Source organism: Brevundimonas sp. Root1423 (assembly GCF_001426805.1).
On the sequence record NZ_LMFL01000001.1, the window covers coordinates 296,225 to 319,797 of the forward strand.

Consider the following 23,573-nt stretch of genomic DNA (forward strand, 5'->3'; position numbering starts at 1 on the left):
CCACTTCCGTTGAATTCCTCGAGGCGCAGAACATGAAGACCGTAACCCTGACCCTGAGCGGGGTCCTGCTGGCCACCAGCGCGCTGATCGCGCCGGGCCTGGCGTTCGCTCAAACCCAGCCCGCCACGCCGGCGGTCCAGGCCGAACCCCGGGTGGAGGAATCGCAGCTGGACGAGGTGGTCGTGCTCGGCCGCTTCATTCCCGTGCCCAATCGCGAAAGCCCCGAGGTCGCGGCCTTCCTGACGGCCGAGGATCTGGTCCGCACCGGCGACGCCAACGTCGCCCAAGCGCTGACCCGCGTAACGGGTCTCTCGATCGTCGAAGGGCGCTTCATCTATGTGCGCGGTCTCGGTGAGCGCTATTCGTCGGCCCTGCTGAACGGCTCGCCCCTGCCGAGCCCGGAACCCCTGCAGCGCGTGGTTCCGCTGGATCTGTTCCAGTCGGAAATCCTGGCCGGCGTGACGGTCCAGAAATCCTATTCGGTCAGCTATCCCGGCGAGTTCGGCGGCGGCGTCGTCGACCTTCAGACGATCTCGGCGCCGGTCGACCCCTTCTTCAACATGTCGGCGGGGATCAGCGGCAACACCGAAAGCTCCGGCGAGGATCACCTCATCTACATGGGGTCGCGTACCGACTTCACCGGCTTCGACGACGGCACGCGCGATGTTCCGGGCCCGCTGCAGCTGGCGTTCAGCTCCGGCAATCGCATCGGCGACAACGGCAACTATACAGCCGCGCAGTTGCGCCGGATCGGACAGTCGCTGGTCAATGCGCCGCTCCGTCTGCTCCAGCGCGAGACCACGCCCGCGAACTTCAATTTCAAGTTCACCGGTGGCACGAATATGGAAACGGACCTCGGCACCTTCGGGGCCGTGTTCTTCGCCGGGTACGACAATTCCTGGACCGGCCGTAACGGCGTGCGCCAGACGGGCCGGATCGACAATGGCGTCCTCGTCGTCGCCAACGACTACGACTTCGAGTCCAACCAGAACGACATCGGGCTGAACTTCCTCGGCGGCCTCAGCCTGACCACCGACACCAGCACGCTGAAGTGGACCAACCTCTATATCCGCAACGTCACCAAGGAAGCGCGGTCCGAAGCGGGCTTTGACGACCTGTCGGGCGGCGTCCTGCGCGTTGACGCCACGGAATGGTTTGTTCGCCAGCTGTTCTCGACCCAACTGGCTGGTGAACATGAGTTCGGCGCGGCCGGCGAGTGGGATTTCTCGTGGCGCGCGGCCTATGCGTTGACCTCGCGCGACGCGCCCTACGAGACGCGCTTCGGCTACGGCCTGAACCCCGGCGGCGACTTCATTCACAACATCGACGCCAACTCGATCTCATTCAGCGAACTGAACGATGACGTGGTCTCTGGCGGAGCGGACCTCAGCTACACCCTGCCACTCTCGGACCAGCGCGACGCCGTGTTTTCGTTCGGGGTGTCCACCTACGACAACAATCGTGACTCCGGACAGCGCACCCTGCGATTTGTCGCCCCGAACGGCCTGACCGCGGACCAGCTGGAGTCCCGCGTGGACTACCTGTTCTCGGACGCCAACATCGGACCCTATCTGCAGATCGAGGAGATTACGGGCTCCAACGGCGCCGCGGCCTTTGACGGCCAACTGACGGTCAATGCCGCCTATGCCCAGGTACAGGCCGAGTTCATCCCGCTGGTCAACCTGAACCTCGGCGTTCGCTACGAGGACGGCGAACAGACCGTGACGCCGCGCGACCTGTTTGGCGGCTCGACCGGCTTCCTGCCGACCAAGATCAAGGAGCAGTACGTTCTTCCGGCAGGCACCATCACCTGGAATTTCGCCGAGGAAATGCAGCTCCGCTTCGGGGCCTCCAAGACCCTCGGCCGGCCCCAGTTTCGCGAACTGGCGCCGCAACAGTACACCGATCCCGAAAGCGACCGGACCTTCATAGGCAACCCGTATCTGATCGATACCGAAATCCTGAACCTGGACGCGCGCTGGGAATGGTATTTCGCTCGTCAGCAATATCTGACGGCCGGCGTCTTCTACAAGGATATGGACAAGCCCATCGAGTCGAGCGTCGTCGATCAGGGCGCGTCGATCTCCCAAACCTTCCTCAATGCGCCCAATGCAGTCGTTATGGGTGTCGAACTGGAGGCGAAGAAGTATTTCGAGTTCGCCTCGGACATGGACTTCATCGCCAACAAGCGCTGGCTGGTGCAGGGCAACTACACCTGGTCGGACTCCGAGGTGAACGTCGAGCCGGGTGACACGGTGACCACCCAGAACAGCCTCGGCGTGGCGCAGCCAGCTTCGTTCTATGTCGTGGACGGCAGCCGCCTGCAGGGTCAGTCCGAACATGTCGCCAACCTGCAACTCGGCTGGGAAGACGACACGGCCCGGTCGCAGGCGACGCTGATCGCCAACTATGTCTCCGAGCGCACCTCGGCCCGCGGCCGTCCGGGCGAACCCGACCTGATTCAGGAGCCGGGCATCTCGCTGGACTTCGTGTACCGCAAGGACTTCGAATACGAGGGCCGCGACTACGGCTTCTCGCTCGAGCTCCGCAACCTGCTGGGCGAAGAGTTCCTCGAGTATCAGGAGCTGGGCAACCGCGTGACCATCAACGGTTACGAACTGGGGACCAGCGGCTCCGTCAGCCTGACGGCCCGATTCTAGGAGACGGGGAGGCCGTCATGCCTCCCTGTTCTTTTACACTACTGTATTTGTTGGTTGATCCGTAAGCGCATCGATTGTCACATCAAGTTCGCGGGGCCGTCATCTACTGGTGAAGCCGCACCCGGACGATTGGTCTACGGAAATCACCGGGCCGTCGGGGACCCTTGAGGCACGCCATAGTGATCGGCGCATTGCGCAGTTTCAGCAGCGAAATTCGCGGAGCCATCGCGGCGCGTCCGGACCGCGTGCGGGCCGGTCTCGAGATCGCTCTCGCCCTGGCGCTGACTGTGCAACTGGGGCAACTGGTCTGGATCCTCGTCGCGCCCCGGACTGACGGCGCCGCAACGGCTGCAGTCCGGGCGGGCGCCGCTCCTGCGGACTACACGGTCTTCCAGCGGTTCGACGCCTTCTTCCGCACCGGCGACCTCAGCAGTCTGGCCGAGGCGACGGCAGCGGGCAGCAGCCAGATGCGCCTGTTCGGCGTGCGCGCCGGCGGCGCGGGCGGGGGCTCGGCCATCATCGGTCTGGCCGATGGACGTCAGGTATCGGTGGGTGTGGGCGAGGAGGTCGAGCCCGGTCTGGTTCTCCAGTCGGTGGGTACGGACTACGTCACCCTGGCCCGCGGTGGCTCGGTCACGCGCCTGATCTTCAGCGAGGTCCCGGTCGGCGCCGCCCCGCCGCCGCCGCCGCCGGCAGGTCCGCAGACGATGGGCCCCGACCCTGACCCGGTTGTGCCCGCGCCGCCCATCGGTCCCGCCGCCGCAGCCGCGAACACCCCCCGCGTCGATCCCGCGCGATTGATGGCCCAGGCGTCCCTGCGGCCGCGCATGCAGGGCATCCGGGTCAACGGCTTCACCGTCTCCGCCACCGGCGACGGCGCTGCGCTCAAGGCCGCCGGCCTCCAGTCCGGGGACGTGATCCTGGCCGTCAACGGCACATCCCTGGACAGCCTGGACCGCATCGCAGGCCTGCGCAGCCAGCTCTCGAACAGCACCAGCGCCGAGATCCGCTTTGAACGCGGCGGCGCCGTGCAGACCACCACCATAAGGACAGGCCGTTGAAGCGATCGAACCGCAGTGTCGTCGGCGCCGTTCTGGCCGCTGTCCTGGCCGCGCAGGGACCTCTGGCGGCGACGCCGGTGCTGGCCCAGTCGGGCGAGCGCCAGACGCTGAACGTGCAGGGCGCCGACATTCGCGCCTTCATCCAGGACGTGGCCCGCTCGACGGGCCGCACCTTCATCGTCGACCCGGCGGTGACCGGCACGGTGACGGTGACGAGCGAACGCGCCCTGACCCGCGCCCAGCTGTTCGAGGTCTTCCTGTCGACCCTGCGCGCCAACGGTCTGGTGGTGACGCCGACCTCCTCGGGCGCCTATCGCATCAGCCCGGCGCAGGGGGCCGCGCAGGGGCCGTCGACGGTCGGGTCGGAGCGTTTCTCGACCGAGGTCTTCCAGCTGCGCAATATAGACGCCGCCTCGGCGGCCGAGACCATCCGCCCGCTGGTCGGTCCGCAGGGACAGGTGCTGGCCAATCCCGGCGCCAACAGCGTCGTCGTGGCCGATTTCGCGGACAACCTCGCCCGCATCCGCGCCCTGATCGGCCGCATCGACGTGGACCGCACCGGCTTCGAGGTCGTGACCCTGCAGAACTCCTCGGCGCGCGAGATCGCGGCGGTGCTGCAGTCGGTTCTGGCTCCTCCGGGCGGCCAGCCGGGGCAGGGGATGGTGTCGGTGACGCCGGTGGAGAGCTCAAATTCCATCGTCCTGCGCGGCGACCCGTCGGCCATGGCCCGCATCCGCCCGTTGATCGAGGATCTGGACCGCCGCGCCGAGTCCGCTGACGACGTCAAGGTCATCTTCCTGCAGCACGCCAACGCCGAGGCGTTGCTGCCCGTGCTTCAGCAGATCGTCGGCCAGCAGGTCACCGCCGCCAGCGCAAACGCCGAGCCGGCCGGCTCGAGGGGCGTGCCGGCCACGGCCGCCGCCGCAGTCATCCCTGCCAGCACAGCCGCCGCCGCACCCCTGCCGGGGCAGCGCGCCACCATCGCCCGTTTCCCCGGCGCCAACGCCCTTGTGATCTCGGCCTCGGCCGACACACAGCGGATGCTGGCGGAGGTCATCCGCCAGCTGGACCAGCGCCGCCAGCAGGTGCTGATCGAAGCCATCGTGGTCGAGCTGTCGGATAATGCGGTCAAAGAACTCGGCGTCCAGTGGCTGCTGGCGGGCGAGGACGGCAATCCCGTCGGCTTGACCAACTACAACGACAACGCCACGCCCCTTATTCCCTTGCTCGGCGGCGGGGCGGCCGACGGGCTCGAGGACGACGACCCGCTGAAGGAACAGCTGCAGAATCTGGCCGTCAACACGCTGCTGGGCGCCAATGGATTCATCGGCGGCGCGGGCGTCAGCATCGGCAACGGCCTGTTCGGGTTCATCATCAATGCGGCCAAGACGGACGCGGGCTCCAACCTGCTGCAGACGCCGTCGCTGATGACGCTGGACAATGAGGAGGCGACCATCCTCGTGGGTCAGGAGGTGCCGATCACGACCGGCGAGGCCTTGCTGGACGGCAACTCGAACCCCTTCCGCACGACCGAGCGTCAGGATATCGGCGTCAAGCTGATCGTGCGGCCCCAGATCAACGCCGGCGGCTCGATCACCCTGTTCATGCGGCAGGAGGTGTCCACCATCAACGGCCCTTTGACCCGGTCGGCCAGCGATCTGGTGCTGAACAAGCGCGAGCTGGAGACCACCCTTGTGGTCGACGACGGCGACATCGCCGTGGCCGGCGGCCTGCTGGACCAGAACGACCAGCTGTCGGTCGACAAGGTGCCGGGGCTGGGCGACATCCCCTATGTCGGGGCCCTGTTCCGCTCGACCAGCCGTCAGCGCGGGCGGACCAATCTGATGGTCTTCATCCGCCCGACGATCATCCGCAGCCCCGCTGACGCCCAGACCCTTGCCGCCGACCGCTGGGGCTATATGCGCCAGCAGCAGGTGAACAATGCGCCGGACGTGGAGCCCAGCCTCGACGCGATGCTGCGCGACTATATGCGCACCCAGCCGCCGGTCGCGCCCGGTGTGACCGCGCCCGTGGCCGAGGTGGTCATCGGCCCGCTGCCGCCCGCCCAGCCGGCCGCCGGAGGCTGATGCCGCGATGATCACCCTGATCAATCCGACGCTGCCCTACGGCTTCGCCAAGCGGCACGGCGTGATCCTGCTCGAGGCCGGCGACATCGCCGTGGTCGGCTTGCGCGAGGGCGCCGACCCGTCGGCGCTGATCGAGACGCGACGGGCGCTCGGCCGACCCCTGCGCGTCGAGCCGCTGGGACAGGCGGCCTTCGATCGCCAGCTGTCTGAAGTCTATGCGGGCGACCATCTGAACGCCGCTGACGGCGACGATCTGGACATGCCGTCGGGTCTGGAAAGCCTGATCGACGACATCCCCGCCGCGGCCGACCTGCTCGACACCGCCGACGATGCTCCCGTGATCCGCCTGATCAACGGCATCATAGCCGAGGCCGTGCGCACCGGCGCCTCCGACATCCATCTGGAACCGTTCGAGACGACCCTGACCGTGCGCATGCGGGTCGACGGGGTGCTGCGCGAGGCGTTGTCGCTGAACCCCCGGATCACGCCGCTGCTGGTGTCGCGCATCAAGGTCATGGCTCGGCTCGACATCGCCGAGAAGCGCGTGCCGCAGGACGGGCGCATCCCCCTGACGCTCGGCGGCAAGACGCTTGACGTGCGCGTCTCGACCCTGCCGTCGCGGGCAGGCGAGCGGGTGGTGCTGCGCATCCTGGACAAGGATCAGGCGGGGCTGACGCTGGACCGGCTGGGCATGTCGCCCGACGCGCTGGACGCCTTCCGCGGCGCGCTGAAGGAGCCGAATGGCATCATTCTGGTCACGGGCCCGACGGGCTCAGGCAAGACCACCTCGCTGTACGCCGGCCTGTCGCTGCTGAACGACGCCACGCGCAACATCCTGACGGTCGAGGACCCGGTCGAATACGCGATCGACGGCGTCGGCCAGACACAGGTCAATCCCAAGGTCGGCATGACCTTTGCCGCCGGCCTGCGCGCCATCCTGCGGCAGGACCCGGACGTGGTCATGGTGGGCGAGATTCGCGACGTCGAGACCGCCCGGATCGCGGTCCAGGCCTCGCTGACCGGCCACCTCGTTCTCTCGACCGTTCACACCAATGACGCGGCGGGCGCGGTCACCCGGCTGCGCGACATGGGCGTCGAGCCCTTCCTGCTGGCCTCGACCCTGCGGCTGATCGTGGCCCAGCGGCTGGTTCGGCGACTGTGCGGCGAATGCCGACGACCCGAGACGGCGGACGCGGCGACGGCGAAGCTGGCCGGGATCGTGCGCGGCGCCCGCATCTGGCGGCCGCAGGGCTGCGCCCACTGCCAGAACACGGGCTATGTCGGCCGCGTCGGCCTGTATGAAGTCATCCGCGTCGACGACCGCGTGCGCCGCCTGATCGCCGCCGAGGCCGACGAGGAGGCGATCAATGCCGCGGCCTTCGGAAAGGCCGGCGCCGACACGCTGATTCAGAGCGCCCGCACCCTTGTGTTGGAAGGCGTCACCTCGGTCGAGGAGGCGGTCCGTGTCGCCCGTCAGGAAACCGCTGAGGTCGAGGGCGAAGCCTCCGATCCCGGGGTCGCCGCCTGATGGCGGCGTTCGACTATGTGGCGGTCGACGCCGGCGGGCGGACCGTCACCGGGGCTGTGACCGCCGCCGACGAGGCCGCGGTGCGCGCCGTCCTTGCGCGGCGGCGGCTGATGGCGCTGGAGGTCACGGGCGCGCGCGGCGCTGCCGGACGCACCGAACAGATCCGGTCCCGCAAGGCGACGAAGCTGGGCGCCAAGACCCTGGCCCTGACCACCCGCCAGCTATCGACCCTCGTGTCGGTTGCCCCGATCGAGGAGGCGCTGCGCACCATCGCGCTTCAGGCCGATCGTCCTGCCGTCCGACTCGTTCTGGACGGCGTCCATGCCGGCGTCATGGAAGGCCGCCGCCTGTCCGACGCCATGGCGCTGCAGGGACAGGCCTTTCCGCCGCTGTACCGGGCGATGGTTTCGGCCGGGGAGACCTCGGGCTCGCTGGAGCCGATCCTCGAGCGGCTGGCCGACGGACTGGAGCGGGATCAGGTCGTGCGCGGCAAGGTGATCACCGCCCTGGTCTATCCGATCGTGCTGGCGGTCGTGGCGCTGGGCGTCATCACCGCGATGATGACCTTCGTCGTGCCCAAGGTGGTCGATCAGTTCGACAGCATGAACCAGACCCTGCCGCTGTTGACGCGGCTGGTCATCGGCGTGTCGCATCTGATGCGCGACTGGGGCTGGCTGCTGGCGCTGGCAATCGTTGCCGGCGGGCTGATCAGCGCGGTCCTGTTGCGCAATCCGGAGATCCGGCTGCGTGCGGACACGGCCTTGTTGAAGCTCCCGCTGGTCGGCCGACTGACCCGCGACCTGCACGGCGCCAAAATGGCGCGCACCCTCTCGACCATGATCGCGGCGGGCCTGCCGGTGCTGGAAGGCCTGACCATCACGGCCCGCACCGTCTCCAACCGCCGCCTGCGCCTGGCGACGGAGACCATGGCCGACGCCGTGCGCGAGGGCGGGGGTCTGTCGGCCGCCATGCGCCGCGCCGACGTCTTCCCGCCGATCCTCGTTTACATGACCGCTTCGGGCGAGAGCAGCGGTCGGCTGGAGCCGATGCTGGAGCGAGCCGCCGACTATCTGGAGCGCGAATTCTCGACCTTCACCGCGGTGATGCTCAGCCTGCTTGAGCCGGCGATCATCGTGGTCATGGGCGGCGTGGTCGCCCTGATCGTCCTGTCGATCCTTCTTCCCATTTTGCAGATCAACACCCTCGCTATGGGGTGAGGAGTTTAGTCATGACCGCTGAAAATGAACGTAAAACAGAAGAGCGCCGCAAGCGCGCCGGCTTTACGCTCGTCGAGCTGATGGTGGTCATCGTCATCATCGGCTTGCTGGCTACGGTAGTGGCGATCAACGTTCTGCCCAGCCAGGACCGCGCCATGGTCGGCAAGGCAAGGGCCGACATCTCCACCCTCGAGCAGGCCATCGAGACCTACCGGCTCGACAACCTCGACTTCCCGACTGACCTGCAGGCGCTGGTCGCCGCTCCGACGGGTCTGACCAATCCGGAACGCTATCGTCAGGGCGGCTATATCCGTCGTCTGCCCGAGGACCCGTGGGGCAACGCCTACGGCTATCGCCGCCCGAGCACGCATGGCGGCCAGTTCGACGTCTTTTCGCGGGGCGCCGACGGCAAGGAAGGGGGCGAGGGCAATGACGCCGATCTGGGCAACTGGCAGGCTTGAGCCGCGCGGCGCTCAAGCAGCGAGCCGCCACGCGGCGAGCGATAGCGCCAAAAAAATGCGGGCAGGCTTTACCCTGGTGGAGCTGTTGATGGTGGTCGCCATTCTGGGCCTGGCCGCCGGCGCTGTCGTGCTTGCGGTCCCGGACCCGCGCCCGGCCGTCGGCGCCGAGGCGGAGCGGTTCGCCGCCCGTCTGTCGCGCGCACGAGAGGAAGCGGTGCTTTCCAACCGCCCGATCGCCGTCGAGGTTACGCCGACCGGCTACGCTTTCACCGTTTTTGACGGCCGTGTCTGGTCGGCCCTTTCGGACGGTCCGTTCGGGCCGGAAGTCTGGCAGGCGGAAACCGCTGTCGGGCCGGAGGAGGGCGCTCGCTTCGTCTTCGATCCCACGGGCGTCGCCGAGCCTGTCGTCCTGACGCTCGCCCGCGAAGGCAAGCGCCGCACGGTGTCCGTCGACGGCGCCGGAGAGGTGCGGATCGATGACTGATCGGTCGGGCTTCACACTGATCGAAATGCTTGTCGCACTCGCCGTGTTCGGCCTGGCGGCCATGGCCTTGGTGAACCTGTCGGGTGAGAACACCCGCTCGGCCGCACGGGTCGAGACCCGCACCCTGGGCGGGATCGTGGCCGAAAACCTCGCCGTCGAGGCCGCGACCATGGCGGTGATCGGGGAAGGGACCTCCTCGGGTCAGGTCGAGCTGGCGGGCCGGCAGTGGAACTGGAGCCGCGCGGTCGTCGAGACCGATGTACCCGGCATGCTGCGCATCGACGTGCGGGTGAACGACGCAGAAGGTCAGGCCGCCGAACGGGTCCTGTTCAGGGCGCAAGACGCATGATGCGGCGCGCGGGCTTCACCTTGGTCGAGGTTCTGATCTCGCTGATGATCTTCGCCATGGTCGCGGCGGCGGGCGCGGCGGTGCTGGGCGTGACCATCGACAACCGTTTCGCGGTCAAGGCCGCCAGCGACCGGGTCGGCGATCTGCAGCGCATGCGCAGCCTGATGCGCGCCGATCTCGGCCAGGCGACCGCCCGTCGCTCGCGGGGGACCACGGGCCGACCCATACCCCAGCCCATCGTCGGCGCGGCGGCGCCCGGTGATCCGGTCCTGACCCTGACCCGCGCGGGCTGGAGCAATCCCGGCGAACAGGCGCGCCCGTCGCTGCAACGGGTCGAATACCGGCTGGTCGAGGATCGGCTGGAACGGCGCGTCTCCAGCCATCTGGACGGCGCCCGATCCGGAGCGCCGCAGGTGCTGTACCGCGGCGTGCGCGACCTCACGGTCGCCTTCGTTCGTGACGGCGAGGCGGCGCCGTCGTTCATCTCGAGCATCGACCGCCCGCTCCCGGACGCCGTGCGTATCGGCATGACGGTCGAGGGCTACGGCCGGATCGACCAGCTGTTTCTCGTCGGAAGCGGCCGATGAAGCGGTCGCGCCGGGATCGAGAGGGCATGGCCCTGCTGACGGTGCTGCTGCTGGTGGCCGTCATGTCTGTGGTGGCCGTGGCCATCCTCGACGACGTGCGCTTCTCGGTGCGTCGCGCGACCAATCTGGAGACCCAGAGCCAGGCCCAGTGGTACGCGGCCGGCGCCGAAACCCTCGCCCGCGGCCAGATCGACCGGCTGCTGGACGCTGGCCCCGCGCGCACGCCGCTGGAGCCGGCATGGAATGGCCGGACAATGAGCTTCCCCATCGACGGGGGGACGATCACCGCCGCTGTGACCGACGGACAGGCCTGTTTCAACCTGAATAGCCTCGTCTTCGGCTTCGGCGAGGATCTGACCGCCCGTCCGCTGGGCGCGGCCCAATTCCGGGCGCTCGGCCGGGCGGTCGGCGCGCCCGACAGCCGGATGCAGGCCATTGCCGACGCCCTGACGGACTGGCTGGACGCCGACGCTACGGCCCTGCCTTTGGGGGCCGAGGACGGGGCCTATGCGGGGCTCGCCAAACCCTATCGCACCGGGGGGGTCATGCTGGCCGAGGTCAGCGAGCTGCGCGCCGTGAAGGGCGTGGACGCCGAGACGTACCGCCGCCTGCGCCCGTACGTTTGCGCCTTGCCGACCACCCGCCTGTCGCCGCTGAATGTGAATACCCTGACCCCCGAGCAGGCGCCGCTGCTGACCATGCTGACCGGCGGCGTCCTTGCGCCCCAGCGCGCCAAGGCCTTGATCGCCGCTCGTCCGCGCGACGGCTGGCCCGACGCCGCCGCCTTCTGGGCCCAGCCGGCCCTGGCTGGGGTTCAGGTCCAGCCGGAAGCGCGAGAGCAGATCACTGTCCTGACCCGCTTCTTCGACCTGCGGGTCGATGTCGAACTGGGCGGCTCCCACGCCGTCCGCACCGCGCTGCTGGAGGCCGGCGCCGACGGCCGCGTGCGCACCGTGATCCAACGCTGGACCCCCGAAGAATGAAACCCACACGCCTGATTCTGATTCCGGGTCTTGGAAGCGAGCCCGCGCCCTTTCTGGTGATCGCGGATGGCGGGGTGCGTGAGCGCGGCATGCTGGCGCTGGACGCCGTCGAACGGCCCGAGCTGATGCGCACGGTGGCGGTCGCGCCGGGCGCCGACGTGACCATCCGCTGGCTCGACCTGCCGCCCGGCGGTCCGGCCCAGCAACGCGCCGCCGCCTTGTGGATGCTCAAGGATTCGCTGGCGGCCCCGGCCGACCGGCTCGCCGTGGCGCTGGGGCCCGTACCGGCTGCCGGTCAACCCCGGTTGGTCGCCGTCGTCGGTCTGTCCCTGTTGCAGGCCTGGACCGACTATCTGGACGCCTTGGGGGTGCGAGCGGACGCCATCGTGCCTGACGCCCTTACGGTGCCGGAACCGGAGGACGATGACCGGCTGAACGCCGTCGCCTTCGGTCCCGCCATGGCCTTGCGGGGCAGGGGGTTCGCGGCCAGCGCCCAGCCGGACCTGGTCGACCTGCTGGCGGGGTCGCGCAGGGTCACGCCGATCGAGGACGGCGACGCCGTGGAGCAGTCGCTGATCGACGCCGCCCTGTCGCCGCCGGTCAACCTTCTGTCGACGCAGGAGCGCGTCCGGGGAGTCTCGCGCCGGAGCTGGGGTCTGGCCGCGGCGCTCGGCGGCCTGCTGCTTGTCTCGCCCCTCGTTCTGGTCGCCGCCGCCGCCGCTCGCGACGATATGAGCGCTCGCGCGGACGCCGGCCGCGCTCGCGCCGAGATCGCCCGCGCCGCTCCCGACCTCGCGGACCGGCCTGATCCGGTCGAGGCCCTGCGCCAGCGCGTCCGCGCTGCGCCGCCGGCCGGAGGGGCCATCGCTGCGACCGCCGCCCTGTTCGCTGCCGTCGAAGGCGTCCAGGGCGCTGAACTGGACCTGCTGATCGTGGATCCCGCCGTGGGCATGAAGGCCAGCGTCACCCATGCGGACTATGAGGATATGCAGCTCATCTCCCGGGCCATGCGCGCCAACGGCCTGCAGGTGACCGAAACCGGCACCCTCGACGACCGGGGCCGGATCGTCAGTGACATCACGATCGGGAGTGTTCGATGAACCGGTATCTCGCCCCGATGGAACTCTGGTTCAGCAGCCGCACCCTGCGCGAACAACGCATGCTGATGGTCATGGCGGCGCTGCTGCTGGCCGTTGTCGTCTGGCTTGCGGTGGTGCGGCCTGTTCTGGGCTGGAGGGCCGCCGCAGCGGATCGGGCCGAAGCCGCCGCCGTCGCGCTCGCCGAGGTTCGCGCCTCGGTCGCCGCCCTGGGGGCGGCGCGACCCGCGGCGAAGGCTCCGGTTGAAGGACTGGAGCCGCTGATACGGCGGTCCGCCGAAGCCGCCGGTCTGGAGGTCGTTACGGCCATGAGCCCTTCAGGAAAGCTGGGGTTCCAGCTCTCGCGGGCCCGGTCGGGGCCGCTGTTCGCTTGGCTGGCGGCCCTGGAAGCGGATCATCGCCTGACCGTGTGCAGCCTCGGCGTGGTCGAGAACGCCGACGCCACCCTGAATGTGGAAGGGGCCGTGGCGTCCGGCGTCTGCGCGGGCTGAAAACGTCCGCAGGCGGGCCAAGTGTCAAACTTCATACATTCAACCGTCGCATAATCTTTACAATCGCAGAAAAGCGCGCATAATTCTTCCGGGTCCTGACCGTTTCGGGCCTTTGGAGAGATCGAAATGCGCGCTTTCACCCCGGTTGTCGGCCTGGCGGCTTTGGCCGCGGCGGCGATTCTTCCTGCCGGACTGGTGAGCGCCGGCGAGGCCGGGCAGCCTTCCGCACGGTCGAACGCCCGGCCCGTGCTGATCTGCGCCACAGACGCCGCGACCCGCCGCGCCTTCACCCGCGAACACGGCGCCGCGCCGGTGTTCGTCACTGCCCGCGAGGCGCTGTCGGTCCGGTCTTCAGACCCGGCCTGGACCGCGCCGCGCTGCATGACCGCGCGCGAGCACGCCCGCTATCGGGAGGCTGCTACGACATATGCGGCTGTTCGCTAGCCTCCAGGGCGACAGACCTCGATCAGGAGGCGAGGCAGTCTGCTTGCGGCTCGGGAATTCCGGGGAGTTTATGCCGGCCTTGTAGTGTGGCGGACAGGGTGGGATTCGAACCCACGGTAGGCTCACACCTACGGCGGTTTTCAAGACCGCTGCCTTAAACCACTCGGCCACCTGTCCGTGCCTGTTGAGCGGAATGGCCGCATAGCGCTAAACGCCCCGTTAACCAAAGCGGAAATGTCTATCGTCATGCTTCGGGCCTTCGGGAACGGGCCATGGCTACAGAATTCAATACATTCGCCAAGGGCGCATTTGCGCTTGCGCTGCTGTCATTTCTGGCTGCCTGCGCGGGAGGTCCCTCTGCCGACGCGGGCCGGGCGGCGGTGGTCACCGATCCCGCTCCAATCGTCGCCGGCACGATGCGGCCTTACAAGGTGCGTGGGCGCTGGTACCAACCCGAAGAACAGCCCCGCTATGACGAGACCGGGATGGCGTCATGGTACGGCGACCAGTTTCACGGCCGCCCGACCGCCACGGGCGAGCGATTTGATATGAACGCCGTGACGGCGGCCCACAGAACGTTGCCGCTGCCGGGTCTGGTCGAGGTGACCAACCTCGCCAATGGTCGCCGCATCGTTGCACGGATCAACGACAGGGGCCCGTTCGTCGAGGGCCGGATCATTGACCTGTCGCGCGGCGCGGCCGATGCCCTGGACCTGCGGAGAGCCGGGACCGGAGAGGTGCGGGTGCGCTATCTTGGTCGTGCGCCGCGTTCGGGCGGCGGGGCGGCCCTGCAATACGCTGATGAAACACGGCGGCCTGCCGCTTCGGCAGAGGCTGCCTCAGGCCCGGTCCCCTACCTCGCGTCTGCCCCGGCCATCGCCGCTGCTGCGCCGGAACCCGGGCCGGCTGCCGTGTGGGTTCAGGCGGGGATGTGGGATGACGCCCGTCAGGCCCGCCGGGCGGCCTCCCATCTGGGCGGCGGGGCGACGGTGAACGAGGCGGCGTCAGGTCAGTTTCGCGTGCTCGTCGGGCCATGGCCGGATACCGAAGCCGCCGAGCGCTCGCGCCGCGCCGTGATCTCGCGGGGTTATCCCGAAGCCACGACGATTTCCGGCGGCTAGACCCTTGCGAACCGGGCCGGCGCCGCCATTGTGCGCCGGTGACCCAAGGCAGATTCATTACATTCGAAGGCGGCGAGGGGACCGGCAAGTCGACCCAGGTCGCACGGCTGGTCGAGCGCCTGCGCGCACGTGACCTTGAGGTCCTACAGACTCGCGAACCGGGCGGATCCGCCGGCGCCGAGGATATTCGCAAAATCGCTCTGAACGGCGACGCCGGCCGCTGGTCGCCGATGACCGAGACGATGCTGATGTTCGCCGCCCGCAGCGACCATCTGGAACGGGCGATCCGGCCTGCGCTGGAAGCCGGGCGCTGGGTGGTGTGTGATCGGTTCGCCGATTCCAGCCGCGCCTATCAGGGCGTCGGCGGCGGGACGCCCGCGCCGTTCATCGAGGCGCTGGACGCCGCCATCGTGGGCGAGACACAGCCGGATCTGACCCTGGTCTTCGACCTGCCTGTGAGCGTCGGGCTGGAGCGCGCCTTCGGCCGTGGGCTGTTCGAAACCCGCTTCGAGTCCAAGGGGCTGGAGTTCCATGAGCGACTTCGGCGCGGCTTCCTTGAGATCGCGGCGCGCCACCCGCAGCGCTGCGTCGTCATTGACGCCGAGGGAGACCAGGACACCGTCGAGGCGCGCGTCTGGGCCGCGATAGAGGCGCGGCTGCTGTGAGCGAGCACCCGCGCGACCGGTTTGACCTGATCCCGGACGCCGCAGCCGAGGCGTCGTTCCTCGACGCCTTCGACAAGGGGCGGCTGCATCACGCCTGGCTGCTGTGCGGTGTCGAGGGGTCAGGAAAGTCCACCTTCGCCTATCGCGCAGCGCGACGGCTGCTCGGGGCGGCGTCCGATCCATCGCGGGGGCTGCTGGGAACGCGGCCCGATGACCCGGTGGCCCGGCTGGTCACGGCCCAGTCCCATCCCGACCTGCTGGTGCTGGAACGCGCCGTTGAGGGTGGGAAGACAAAGAAGTCGATCTCGGTCGACCAAGCCCGCGATCTGCCGGAGTTCTTTTCCAAGAGCCCGTCGCAGGCCCGGTATCGCGTCGCCATCATCGATGCAGCGGACGACCTGAATCTCAACGCCGCCAATGCCTTGCTGAAGGTTCTGGAGGAGCCGCCGGAGCGGGGCGTGCTGTTTCTTGTGACCCACGCGCCGGGGCGGCTGCTGTCGACGATTCGCTCGCGGTGCCGCCGGCTGGCCTTCCCCGTATGGCCGCTGCATGCGCTGGAGGATCTGGTGCGGAACCAGACGGGCGTGTCGTCCGGCGAGGCGGCGCGGATCGCGAACATGGCCGCCGGGTCGCCCGGACAGGCTCTGGCGCTGGCGTCGGGCGCGACGCTGGAAGCCGACCAGCTGGCCCAGGCATGGGTCGCCGCGCCCGTGGTTGATCGCGCCGAGGCCATGGCCATCGCCGACAGGTTCCGGGGCGCTGAAGGGCAGGAGCGGTTCGAGACGCTGATGGACCGGCTGATCGCCGCCGTTAAGGTGCGGGCGCTGGAGGAGGGGGCGTCGGGCGCGCGCTGGGCCGAGTTGTGGAGCCGCCTGTCCGAACTGCCTGATCGGACCGCCGCCATCAATCTGGACCGGGGCGACGTGCTGGCAGGCGCGCTGGCGGACCTGCAGCGCACCAAGGCGGGCGCCTGATGCTGATCGACAGCCACGTCAATCTGCACGCCCCGCAGTTCGACGAGGACCGCGATGACGTCATTGCCCGGGCTCGGGCGGCGGGCGTCGGCCTCATGGTCGAGATTTCGGACAAGCTGTCGACTTTCGAGGCCACGCATGGCCTGGCCATGGCTCATGAAGACATCTGGTGCACGGTCGGCGTCCATCCGCACGAGGCGAAGGACTACGCGGATCTGACCGCCGCGCGGCTGGCCGAGCTGGCTGGCCGCGACCGGGTGGTGGGGATCGGGGAATGCGGGCTGGATTTCCATTATGATCTCAGCCCCCGCGACATTCAGGCCGCGGTGTTCCGGCAGCATATCGAGGCCGCGCGGCTGACCGGCCTGCCGCTGGTGGTCCATACCCGCGAGGCCGATGACGTGATGGCGGCGATCCTGACGGAGGAACAGGCCGCTGCGCCCTTCAAGTTCCTGATGCACTGCTACACCAGCGGACCGGAACTGGCGGAAAAGGCGGCCGAACTGGGGGCGTGGTTTTCGGTGTCGGGCATCGCGACCTTCAAGGCGGCCGGAGACGTCAGGGAGGTGATCCGCGCCATGCCGGCCGATCGCATCATCATCGAGACGGACTGCCCCTATCTGGCGCCTGTGCCGCATCGCGGGCGGCGCAATGAGCCAGCGTATGTCGGTCACGTGCTGGATGTCCTGGCGGACATTCGCGGCTGGACGCGCGCGGAGGCGGAGTCGCGGACGACGGACGCCTTCTTCGCCCTGTTCGATCGCATCCCGAGGCCGGAAGGGGCATGACCGGAGAGCTGGAGATCGTCATCCTGGGCTGCGGCTCTTCGGGCGGGGTTCCGCGGGGCGACGGCGACTGGGGCGACTGCGATCCGGCCGAGCCGAAGAACTACCGCACCCGCTGTTCGGCCCTGGTGCGGCGGCATGGCCAGGACGGGGTGACCAGCGTGCTGATCGACACCTCGCCGGACCTTCGCGCGCAAATGCTGGCGGCGGAGGTCCGGCATGTCGACGCCGTGCTCTACACCCACGACCACGCCGATCAGGTGCATGGAATCGACGACCTGCGGGTCTTCGCGATGCGAACGCGCCGACGCGTTCCGGCATGGATGGATACGGCGACGCAAAGGGCGCTGACGGGCCGCTTTCCTTACATTTTCAAAAGCCAGGAGGGCTATCCGGCCATTCTGGACGAGAAGATAATCCCGCCGCACGGGCAGCCTTGGGCGATCGAGGGGGCGGGGGGCGATGTTCCGGTCGTGACCTTCGATCAGGCGCATGGCCCGATCCGGTCGGTCGGCTATCGCATCGGCCCGGTAGCCTATTCCAGCGACGTATCCGATCTGGACGAGGCGGCGCTCGAGGCGGTGCGCGGCTGCGATCTCTGGATCGTCGACGCTCTGCGCTGGACGCCGCATCCGACCCACGCCCACGTCGAGAGGACGCTGGACTGGATCGCACGGGCGGGGGTCAGGCGGGCGGTGCTGACCAATCTGCATATCGATCTGGACTACAACGCCCTCAAGGCTGCCGTGCCCGCCCACGTTGATGTGGCCTTCGACGGCTGGTCGGCGAAGCTGCCGTTGGATGGAGCTCCAGGGATATGAGACGTCTGCTGTCCGCTGTTTGCGGCCTCGCCGTGCTGGCCCTGTCATCGGCCGTCCTCGCTCAGCCCGTTCCGACGGAAGGGGATTTCAGGACCGCAGATTTCGTCCTGACCGGCGGACAGCGGCTTGACGAGTTGCGCCTGCACTACCGTACGCTCGGAGAGCCTCGCCGGGGTGCGGACGGGCGGGTCGAGAACGCGGTCCTGCTGCTGCATGGCACCGGCGGGACCGGGGCGCAGTTCCTGTCGCCGCAGTTTGCGGGCGAGCTGTTCGGACCGGGGCAGCCGCTGGATGCGGCGCGCTACTTCATCATCATGCCCGACAACCTCGGCCATGGCGGGTCCTCGAAGCCTTCGGACGGGTTGAGGGCGCGGTTCCCCGAGTACGGCTATGCCGACATGGTGGAGGCGCAGCGCCGGCTGCTGACCGAGGGGCTGGGCGTGGACCGGTTGCGGCTGATCCTCGGCACCTCGATGGGCTGTATGCACGCCTTTGTCTGGGGCGAGGCCTATCCCGACTTCGCTGACGCCCTGATGCCGCTGGCCTGCCAGCCGACGGCGATCGTGGGGCGCAACCGGCTGTGGCGGACCATGCTGAAGAATGCGATCCGCAGCGATCCGGCGTGGCGGGGCGGGGACTATGCGGAACAGCCCCGCGAAGGCTTGCGCGAGGCCGTGGACCTGCTGGTGCTGGCCGGCGGGGCGGCGATGCCGCTGCAGCAGGATCTGGCGACGCAGGAGGCGGTGGACGCGTATGCGGCGGCCCAGCAGGCGCGACGAATGCCGACGCTGGACGCCAACGACCTCTGGTATCAGGTCAATGCCTCGCACGACTATGATCCCTCGGGCGGGCTGGAGCGGATCAAGGCGCCGTTGACCTGGATCAACTCGGCGGACGACTTCATCAATCCGCCGGAGCTGGGCCTGTCGGAGCAGTTCACGCCCCGCATCGCTGATGTCCGATATCGGCTGATCCCCAACAGCGTGGGCGGCAAGGGACACGGAACGCATACCTGGGCTGTGTTCTGGAAGGACGACCTCATCGATCTGCTGGCGCGGTCCGAGCGCTAGAGGGCGGCTATCGCCGAGGGCGGGGCCCGATGCCGCCAGGCGCGGATCAGGGCGTCGCGGAGGGTCGGCTCGTCGATGGCCGCCATGTGGACGAGGGTGGAGCCGCTCTTGCCCCAGCCGCCGGGGACCGGGGAGAACATCGCCGGCTCGGCTTCCACCAGCATGGCCTGTTCCTCGGGCTTGAGGATCACCATTCCGGCGTCCTTGTCGGAGTGGAGGCTGGCGAAGATGCGGTTGCCGACGCGGAAGTCGGTGCGACCCATGTGCGCGCCCTCGACGGCCTCGGGGAGGCTGAGGGCGACGCGCGTGAAGTCGTCGAGGGTCATCCCAGCAGCCGCGCCGCCTTCGGCGCGAAATAGCTGAGCACGCCGGCGCAGCCCGCGCGCTTGAAGCCATGCAGGGTTTCCAGGATGGCGCGGTCCTCGTCGAGCCAGCCGTTGGCGATGGAGGCCTGCATCATCGCGTATTCGCCGGACACCTGATAGGCGAATGTCGGTACTTTGAAGGTCTCGACAACCCGTTGAACGATATCGAGATATGGCATTCCCGGCTTGACCATGACAGCATCGGCGCCCTCGGCGATGTCCATGGCGACCTCGCGCAGGGCCTCGTCAGAATTGGCGTAGTCCATCTGGTAGGTCTTCTTGTCGCCGGTCAGCTGTTTCGCCGAACCGACGGCGTCGCGGTACGGGCCGTAGAAGGCCGAGGCGAATTTGGCCGCGTAGGACAGGATCAGGGTGTCGGAGAAGCCGTTGGCCTCCAGCGCCTCGCGAATGGCCTGCACCCGCCCGTCCATCATGTCGGAGGGGGCCACGATGTCGGCGCCGGCATGGGCCTGGATGAAGGCCTGTTCGGCGAGCCGTTCGAGGCTGGCGTCGTTGAGGATGCGGCCGTTCTCGACCACGCCGTCGTGGCCGTGGTCGGTGTAGCAGTCCAGCGCCACGTCGGTCATGACGCCGATCTCGGGCGCGGCGTCCTTGATGGCCTTGATGCAGGCCGGGATCAGGCCGTCGGGGTCGGTCGCGCCCGTGCCGACGCCGTCCTTTATGGCGCCGTCGACGTTGGGGAACAGGGCAACGACCGGGATGCCCAGATCGCGGGCCTCGACGGCGGCGGCCGCGGCGGCTTTCGGCGACAGGCGGAAGACGCCGGGCATGGAGGCGACCGGCTGCCGGTCCTCGGCGCCGTCGTGGACGATCAGGGGCCAGATCAGGTCCGCCGGGGTCAGCGTCGTCTCGGCCACAAGCCGTCGCAACCACGGGCTCGAGCGCAGGCGGCGGGGGCGGGCGTAGGGGAAGGCGGCGGGCGCGAACGGCTGGGTCATGCTGGCGTCATAGGCGGCTTGGCGGCCGGGGAAAACAGGGGCCGGAGCGTTTGAAGGGGCTGGAGCGAAGATCCGACGCAAAGCGTGCGTCCCGAGCGGGTCGAAAAAAACAGTCTCAAGAGTCTCATGAGTCTCATCCGGTAATTCCCTCGCCGGGCAGACGGGCGCCCTTGCAGGCAATCTGGCACGGCCCTGCGTCAGAAACGGACGCAGGCTGAGGGTGACGCCGCGGCAGGGGTTGGATAGAAGCACGGCGAAACGGCCCGGCAGAGGCCGCCCCCGACCCAGGAGTTCCCATGGATTTCGCCCTCAACGACGACCAGCGCGCCATCCAGGACGCCGCCCGGCAGTTCGCGGAGGCGGAGCTGGCCCCGCACAGCGCCGAGTGGGACGAAACCAAACACTTCCCCGTCGACGTCATGCGTCACGCGGCGGAGATGGGCTTCTGCGGCATCTATACGGGCGAGGAGCACGGCGGGATGGCGCTGGGCCGCGTCGAGGCGGCGGTGATCTTCGAGGAGTTGTCGCGCGGCGACGTGTCGACGGCGGCCTTCATCAGCATCCACAACATGGCGACGTGGATGATCGACAAGTTCGGGTCGGACGACCTGCGCGGCCGCTATGTGCCGTCGCTGGTGACGATGGAGAAGATCGCCAGCTACTGCCTGACCGAGCCGGGTTCGGGGTCGGACGCCGCAGCGATGCGAACGACCGCGACGCGCGACGGCGACGAATGGGTGCTGAACGGCTCCAAGGCCTTCATCTCGGGCGCGGGGACCAGCGACGTCTATGTGGTGATGGCGCGGACCGGGGAGGCTGGCCCCAAGGGCATTTCGGCCTTCGTCGTCGATCTGGGCGCGCCGGGCCTCAGCTTCGGCGCCCAGGAGAAGAAGATGGGCTGGAACAGCCAGCCTACGGCCATCGTCTCGTTCGACGATTGCCGCATCCCTGTCGCCAACCTGCTGGGCAAGGAAGGCGACGGCTTCCGCTACGCCATGATGGGTCTGGACGGCGGCCGGCTGAACATCGCGGCCTGTTCGCTGGGCGGGGCGCGGCTGGCGCTCGAAACGACGCTGGAATACGTCAAAACCCGCAAACAGTTCGGCAAGCCCATTGGCGACTTCCAGAACACCCAGTTCAAACTGGCCGACATGGCCACCCAGCTGGACGCCTGCCGGCTGATGGTGCTGCGCGGGGCCTGGGCGATGGACACCAACCATCCCGAGAAGACCAAATGGTGCGCCATGGCCAAGCGGATGACGACCGACGTCTGTTTCCAGATCGGCGACGAGGCCCTGCAGCTGCACGGCGGCTACGGCTATCTGAAGGACTATCCGCTGGAGCGGATCGTGCGCGACCTGCGGGTGCACCGGATTCTGGAAGGCACCAATGAGATCATGCGGGTGATCACGGCGCGGGAAATGATGCGGCAGTAGGCTGGACCGTGACGGCGGCGCTTCGTAGAGGCAGCGCATGAACGAATCCGAAGTCCTGACCCGTGTCGAATCCGGCGTGGGTCGCATTACCCTGAACCGGCCCAAGGCGCTGCATGCGCTGAACCGCGACATGTGCGAGGCGATGACTGCGGCTTTGCTGGCGTGGCGCGCGGACGAGACGGTGAAGTCCGTCCTGATCGACCATTCGGGCGAGCGCGGCTTCTGCGCTGGCGGCGACATCCGGATGATTGCCGAGAGCGGGGCGGGGGACGCGTCGGAGGCCAAGGCCTTCTTCCTCAGCGAATACCGGCTGAACCATCTGATGTTCGAATACCCCAAGCCGATCACCGCGATCGTCGACGGGATCGTCATGGGCGGCGGGGTCGGCATTTCGGAGCCGGCCGAGGTGCGGATCGCTACCGAGCGTACGACCTACGCCATGCCCGAGACGGGCATCGGCCTGTTCCCCGACGTGGGCGGCGGCTGGTTCCTGTCGCGGCTGCCGGGGCAGACGGGCGTCTGGCTGGCCCTGACCGGTGCGCGGCTGAAGGCGGCGGATACGGTCTTCCTCGGCATCCACAGCCACTATCTGCCAAGCGACGCCGTGGAGGCCTTCAAGGCCATTCTGGCGGCGGACCCGGCCCATCCGGCGGATGTGGCCGACGGGCTGGAGGCCGATCCGGGCGAGGCGCCGGTGGAGGCGCATCTGGAGGCCATCGACCGGTTGTTCGCCTTCGACACGGTCGAGGAGATTTTTGCGGCGCTGGAGGCGGACGGGTCGGACTGGGCGCTGGCCCAGCTGGCGGTGCTGAAGACCAAGTCGCCGCAGTCGATGAAGGTGACCCTGCGCCAGCTGCGCACCGGGGCCGGGCTGGCGAGCTTCGCTGACAATATGGCGATGGAGTACCGGCTGGGTGGTCGGGTGGTGCGCAGCCATGACTTCCAGGAGGGGGTGCGGGCGGTCATCGTCGACAAGGACAATACGCCGAACTGGTCGCCCGCCGAGCTGTCAGGCGTGACGGATGCGATGGTCGAAGCGCTGTTCGCGCCGCTGCCGGCGGACCGGGAGTGGTCGCCGCTCCCGTGAGGCCTTGCATCCCTGCCGCTTCCGGGGCGTAGCTTGTTGCGGGAACAGGAGGGTCGGTCATGATCAGGACTTTGGGATTGGTGCTGGCGGTTTCGGCGGCCATCGGCGGCTGTGCGATGAGCGGCGACGAGGTCGTGGTCTCCGGCAGCGACGTGCGGCCGAACCTTGAGGCCGGCTATGCGGCGGCGGTGGCCGATGCGCGGCGTCTGCCCGAGGAGGTCGCGCGCGATCCGCTGCGCAAGCCCGCCGAGATGCTGGCCTTCGCGCGGCTGGAGCCGGGCGACGTGATCGCCGACGTTCGACCGGAAGAGGGCTATTTCACCCGTCTGTTCGCGCCGACGGTGGGGCCGACGGGCCATGTCTATGCGGTGGTGCCGAACCAGACGGCGGCGCGCGAGAACGCCTTCGCCGATGCGATGGCGGCGACCTATCCCAATGTCAGCCGGGTGACCGGGGCGCTGGAGGAGATGGCCTTCGACCGTCCGCTGGACGTGGTCTTCATGGGGCAGGAGTACCACGACTTCGTCATCCCCCGGTTCAACGTCGATGTCGCGCGGATGAACGCCGCCGTCTATGCGGCGCTGAAGCCCGGCGGGCTGTATGTCATTCTGGATCACCAGTCGGCGCCGGGCGCGGGCGTGTCGGTGGTCGGGACGCTGCACCGGATCGAGGCCTCGGCCCTGCGGGCGCAGGTGGAGGCCGCAGGCTTCATCTTCGACGGCGAGAGCACGGCGGTCGCCAATCCGGCGGACGACCACAGCCTGTCGGTGTTCGATCCCGCCATCCGGGGGCGCAGCGACCAGTTCGTCTATCGCTTCCGCAAACCGGGCTGACGACAACC

The 23,573-nt window shown here is 68.5% G+C and carries 24 protein-coding genes and 1 tRNA gene; 22 read left to right on the plus strand and 3 right to left on the minus strand.

Features of this window, described 5'->3' with window-relative positions; translation table 11 throughout:
* Nucleotides 1–32 precede the first annotated feature (32 nt).
* From ASD25_RS01500 to ASD25_RS01560, 13 genes are all read left to right on the plus strand, one after another.
* Nucleotides 33–2,660 carry a TonB-dependent receptor domain-containing protein gene (locus ASD25_RS01500; protein WP_056614366.1) on the plus strand — a complete coding sequence of 876 codons (2,628 nt, stop codon included), beginning with the start codon at nucleotides 33–35 and terminating at the stop codon, nucleotides 2,658–2,660.
* A gap of 164 nt (nucleotides 2,661–2,824) precedes the next feature.
* Nucleotides 2,825–3,721 carry a type II secretion system protein N gene (locus ASD25_RS01505; protein WP_235562540.1) on the plus strand — a complete coding sequence of 299 codons (897 nt, stop codon included), beginning with the start codon at nucleotides 2,825–2,827 and terminating at the stop codon, nucleotides 3,719–3,721.
* On the plus strand, nucleotides 3,718–5,808 hold the full coding sequence (gene gspD / locus ASD25_RS01510; protein ID WP_056614367.1) for a type II secretion system secretin GspD: 2,091 nt from the start codon (nucleotides 3,718–3,720) through the stop codon (nucleotides 5,806–5,808). Before ASD25_RS01505 ends, gspD begins: the two co-directional genes overlap by 4 nt.
* A 7-nt stretch (nucleotides 5,809–5,815) precedes the next feature.
* Nucleotides 5,816–7,336 (plus strand): type II secretion system ATPase GspE, encoded by a 1,521-nt coding sequence (gene gspE, locus ASD25_RS01515; protein WP_056614368.1) that lies wholly within the window; start codon nucleotides 5,816–5,818, stop codon nucleotides 7,334–7,336.
* Nucleotides 7,336–8,553 (plus strand): type II secretion system inner membrane protein GspF, encoded by a 1,218-nt coding sequence (gene gspF, locus ASD25_RS01520; RefSeq protein WP_056614371.1) that lies wholly within the window; start codon nucleotides 7,336–7,338, stop codon nucleotides 8,551–8,553. The genes gspE and gspF overlap by 1 nt, the downstream gene beginning before the upstream one ends.
* A gap of 11 nt (nucleotides 8,554–8,564) precedes the next feature.
* Entirely contained in the window at nucleotides 8,565–9,014 is a 450-nt protein-coding gene (gene gspG / locus ASD25_RS01525) for a type II secretion system major pseudopilin GspG (protein WP_056614376.1), read from the plus strand.
* Nucleotides 8,983–9,498 (plus strand): GspH/FimT family pseudopilin, encoded by a 516-nt coding sequence (locus ASD25_RS01530; RefSeq protein ID WP_235562542.1) that lies wholly within the window; start codon nucleotides 8,983–8,985, stop codon nucleotides 9,496–9,498. Before gspG ends, ASD25_RS01530 begins: the two co-directional genes overlap by 32 nt.
* Nucleotides 9,491–9,847, plus strand: coding sequence for a type II secretion system minor pseudopilin GspI (gene gspI, locus ASD25_RS01535; RefSeq protein ID WP_056614381.1), 357 nt, complete (start codon nucleotides 9,491–9,493; stop codon nucleotides 9,845–9,847). Before ASD25_RS01530 ends, gspI begins: the two co-directional genes overlap by 8 nt.
* Entirely contained in the window at nucleotides 9,847–10,434 is a 588-nt protein-coding gene (gene gspJ, locus ASD25_RS01540) for a type II secretion system minor pseudopilin GspJ (protein ID WP_235562545.1), read from the plus strand. The genes gspI and gspJ overlap by 1 nt, the downstream gene beginning before the upstream one ends.
* Nucleotides 10,431–11,417, plus strand: a complete 987-nt coding sequence (gene gspK / locus ASD25_RS01545; RefSeq protein ID WP_056614383.1) for a type II secretion system minor pseudopilin GspK — start codon at nucleotides 10,431–10,433, stop codon at nucleotides 11,415–11,417. The genes gspJ and gspK overlap by 4 nt, the downstream gene beginning before the upstream one ends.
* A complete protein-coding gene (gene gspL / locus ASD25_RS01550; RefSeq protein ID WP_056614385.1) occupies nucleotides 11,414–12,517 on the plus strand; it encodes a type II secretion system protein GspL in 1,104 nt (367 codons plus the stop codon). The genes gspK and gspL overlap by 4 nt, the downstream gene beginning before the upstream one ends.
* Nucleotides 12,514–13,005: a type II secretion system protein GspM gene (gene gspM, locus ASD25_RS01555; protein WP_056614387.1), complete on the plus strand. Its 492-nt coding sequence runs from the start codon at nucleotides 12,514–12,516 to the stop codon at nucleotides 13,003–13,005. Before gspL ends, gspM begins: the two co-directional genes overlap by 4 nt.
* Before the next feature lie 126 nt (nucleotides 13,006–13,131).
* Entirely contained in the window at nucleotides 13,132–13,449 is a 318-nt protein-coding gene (locus ASD25_RS01560) for a hypothetical protein (protein ID WP_056614388.1), read from the plus strand.
* 87 nt (nucleotides 13,450–13,536) lie between these two features.
* Here ASD25_RS01560 and ASD25_RS01565 read toward each other — a convergent pair.
* Nucleotides 13,537–13,626: transfer RNA gene (locus ASD25_RS01565), tRNA-Ser, on the minus strand.
* Nucleotides 13,627–13,721: 95 nt separating this feature from the next.
* On the opposite strand from ASD25_RS01565, the gene ASD25_RS01570 reads away from it, so the two are divergent.
* Genes ASD25_RS01570 through ASD25_RS01595 form a run of 6 tightly spaced genes read left to right on the plus strand, consistent with a single transcriptional unit; the run spans nucleotide 13,722 to nucleotide 18,885 of the window.
* Nucleotides 13,722–14,570: a septal ring lytic transglycosylase RlpA family protein gene (locus ASD25_RS01570; protein ID WP_056614389.1), complete on the plus strand. Its 849-nt coding sequence runs from the start codon at nucleotides 13,722–13,724 to the stop codon at nucleotides 14,568–14,570.
* A 38-nt stretch (nucleotides 14,571–14,608) separates the two neighbouring features.
* A complete protein-coding gene (tmk, locus tag ASD25_RS01575; protein ID WP_056614390.1) occupies nucleotides 14,609–15,235 on the plus strand; it encodes a dTMP kinase in 627 nt (208 codons plus the stop codon).
* Entirely contained in the window at nucleotides 15,232–16,209 is a 978-nt protein-coding gene (locus tag ASD25_RS01580; RefSeq protein WP_056614392.1) for a DNA polymerase III subunit delta', read from the plus strand. Before tmk ends, ASD25_RS01580 begins: the two co-directional genes overlap by 4 nt.
* A complete protein-coding gene (locus ASD25_RS01585) occupies nucleotides 16,209–16,997 on the plus strand; it encodes a TatD family hydrolase (RefSeq protein WP_056614395.1) in 789 nt (262 codons plus the stop codon). Before ASD25_RS01580 ends, ASD25_RS01585 begins: the two co-directional genes overlap by 1 nt.
* Entirely contained in the window at nucleotides 16,994–17,815 is an 822-nt protein-coding gene (locus ASD25_RS01590; protein ID WP_056614398.1) for an MBL fold metallo-hydrolase, read from the plus strand. The genes ASD25_RS01585 and ASD25_RS01590 overlap by 4 nt, the downstream gene beginning before the upstream one ends.
* The gene (locus ASD25_RS01595) at nucleotides 17,812–18,885 is read left to right on the plus strand and encodes an alpha/beta fold hydrolase (protein WP_056614399.1); all 1,074 of its coding nucleotides are present in this window, start codon (nucleotides 17,812–17,814) and stop codon (nucleotides 18,883–18,885) included. The genes ASD25_RS01590 and ASD25_RS01595 overlap by 4 nt, the downstream gene beginning before the upstream one ends.
* Here the strand turns inward: ASD25_RS01595 and ASD25_RS01600 are convergent.
* Together ASD25_RS01600 and hemB are read right to left on the minus strand one after the other, a co-directional pair.
* Nucleotides 18,882–19,211 carry an MmcQ/YjbR family DNA-binding protein gene (locus tag ASD25_RS01600; RefSeq protein WP_056614400.1) on the minus strand — a complete coding sequence of 110 codons (330 nt, stop codon included), beginning with the start codon at nucleotides 19,209–19,211 and terminating at the stop codon, nucleotides 18,882–18,884. The two genes, ASD25_RS01595 and ASD25_RS01600, sit on opposite strands and share 4 nt — an antisense overlap.
* A complete protein-coding gene (hemB, locus tag ASD25_RS01605) occupies nucleotides 19,208–20,209 on the minus strand; it encodes a porphobilinogen synthase (RefSeq protein ID WP_056614401.1) in 1,002 nt (333 codons plus the stop codon). Before hemB ends, ASD25_RS01600 begins: the two co-directional genes overlap by 4 nt.
* 296 nt (nucleotides 20,210–20,505) lie before the next feature.
* Between hemB and ASD25_RS01610 the strand changes: the two genes are divergently transcribed.
* From ASD25_RS01610 to ASD25_RS01620, 3 genes are read left to right on the plus strand one after another with little or no spacing between them, the layout of a single operon-like run.
* A complete protein-coding gene (locus ASD25_RS01610; protein ID WP_056614404.1) occupies nucleotides 20,506–21,645 on the plus strand; it encodes an isobutyryl-CoA dehydrogenase in 1,140 nt (379 codons plus the stop codon).
* Nucleotides 21,646–21,682: 37 nt separating this feature from the next.
* Nucleotides 21,683–22,732: an enoyl-CoA hydratase/isomerase family protein gene (locus ASD25_RS01615; protein WP_056614407.1), complete on the plus strand. Its 1,050-nt coding sequence runs from the start codon at nucleotides 21,683–21,685 to the stop codon at nucleotides 22,730–22,732.
* 59 nt (nucleotides 22,733–22,791) lie between these two features.
* Nucleotides 22,792–23,565, plus strand: coding sequence for a class I SAM-dependent methyltransferase (locus ASD25_RS01620; protein ID WP_056614408.1), 774 nt, complete (start codon nucleotides 22,792–22,794; stop codon nucleotides 23,563–23,565).
* The last annotated feature ends 8 nt before the right edge of the window (nucleotides 23,566–23,573 follow it).

What these genes read in the sequence shown, in the direction of transcription:
- ASD25_RS01620 (WP_056614408.1), top strand. Translation starts at nt 22,792, where the DNA reads ATGATCAGGACTTTGGGATTGGTGCTGGCGGTTTCGGCGGCCATCGGC.
- ASD25_RS01615 (WP_056614407.1), top strand. Translation starts at nt 21,683, where the DNA reads ATGAACGAATCCGAAGTCCTGACCCGTGTCGAATCCGGCGTGGGTCGC.
- ASD25_RS01560 (WP_056614388.1), top strand. Translation starts at nt 13,132, where the DNA reads ATGCGCGCTTTCACCCCGGTTGTCGGCCTGGCGGCTTTGGCCGCGGCG.
- ASD25_RS01500 (WP_056614366.1), top strand. Translation starts at nt 33, where the DNA reads ATGAAGACCGTAACCCTGACCCTGAGCGGGGTCCTGCTGGCCACCAGC.
- gspE (WP_056614368.1), top strand. Translation starts at nt 5,816, where the DNA reads ATGATCACCCTGATCAATCCGACGCTGCCCTACGGCTTCGCCAAGCGG.
- gspM (WP_056614387.1), top strand. Translation starts at nt 12,514, where the DNA reads ATGAACCGGTATCTCGCCCCGATGGAACTCTGGTTCAGCAGCCGCACC.
- ASD25_RS01610 (WP_056614404.1), top strand. Translation starts at nt 20,506, where the DNA reads ATGGATTTCGCCCTCAACGACGACCAGCGCGCCATCCAGGACGCCGCC.
- gspF (WP_056614371.1), top strand. Translation starts at nt 7,336, where the DNA reads ATGGCGGCGTTCGACTATGTGGCGGTCGACGCCGGCGGGCGGACCGTC.
- ASD25_RS01590 (WP_056614398.1), top strand. Translation starts at nt 16,994, where the DNA reads ATGACCGGAGAGCTGGAGATCGTCATCCTGGGCTGCGGCTCTTCGGGC.
- ASD25_RS01530 (WP_235562542.1), top strand. Translation starts at nt 8,983, where the DNA reads ATGACGCCGATCTGGGCAACTGGCAGGCTTGAGCCGCGCGGCGCTCAA.
- ASD25_RS01570 (WP_056614389.1), top strand. Translation starts at nt 13,722, where the DNA reads ATGGCTACAGAATTCAATACATTCGCCAAGGGCGCATTTGCGCTTGCG.
- ASD25_RS01595 (WP_056614399.1), top strand. Translation starts at nt 17,812, where the DNA reads ATGAGACGTCTGCTGTCCGCTGTTTGCGGCCTCGCCGTGCTGGCCCTG.
- gspK (WP_056614383.1), top strand. Translation starts at nt 10,431, where the DNA reads ATGAAGCGGTCGCGCCGGGATCGAGAGGGCATGGCCCTGCTGACGGTG.
- gspJ (WP_235562545.1), top strand. Translation starts at nt 9,847, where the DNA reads ATGCGGCGCGCGGGCTTCACCTTGGTCGAGGTTCTGATCTCGCTGATG.
- gspI (WP_056614381.1), top strand. Translation starts at nt 9,491, where the DNA reads ATGACTGATCGGTCGGGCTTCACACTGATCGAAATGCTTGTCGCACTC.
- ASD25_RS01585 (WP_056614395.1), top strand. Translation starts at nt 16,209, where the DNA reads ATGCTGATCGACAGCCACGTCAATCTGCACGCCCCGCAGTTCGACGAG.
- gspG (WP_056614376.1), top strand. Translation starts at nt 8,565, where the DNA reads ATGACCGCTGAAAATGAACGTAAAACAGAAGAGCGCCGCAAGCGCGCC.
- gspL (WP_056614385.1), top strand. Translation starts at nt 11,414, where the DNA reads ATGAAACCCACACGCCTGATTCTGATTCCGGGTCTTGGAAGCGAGCCC.
- ASD25_RS01600 (WP_056614400.1), bottom strand. Translation starts at nt 19,211, where the DNA reads ATGACCCTCGACGACTTCACGCGCGTCGCCCTCAGCCTCCCCGAGGCC.
- hemB (WP_056614401.1), bottom strand. Translation starts at nt 20,209, where the DNA reads ATGACCCAGCCGTTCGCGCCCGCCGCCTTCCCCTACGCCCGCCCCCGC.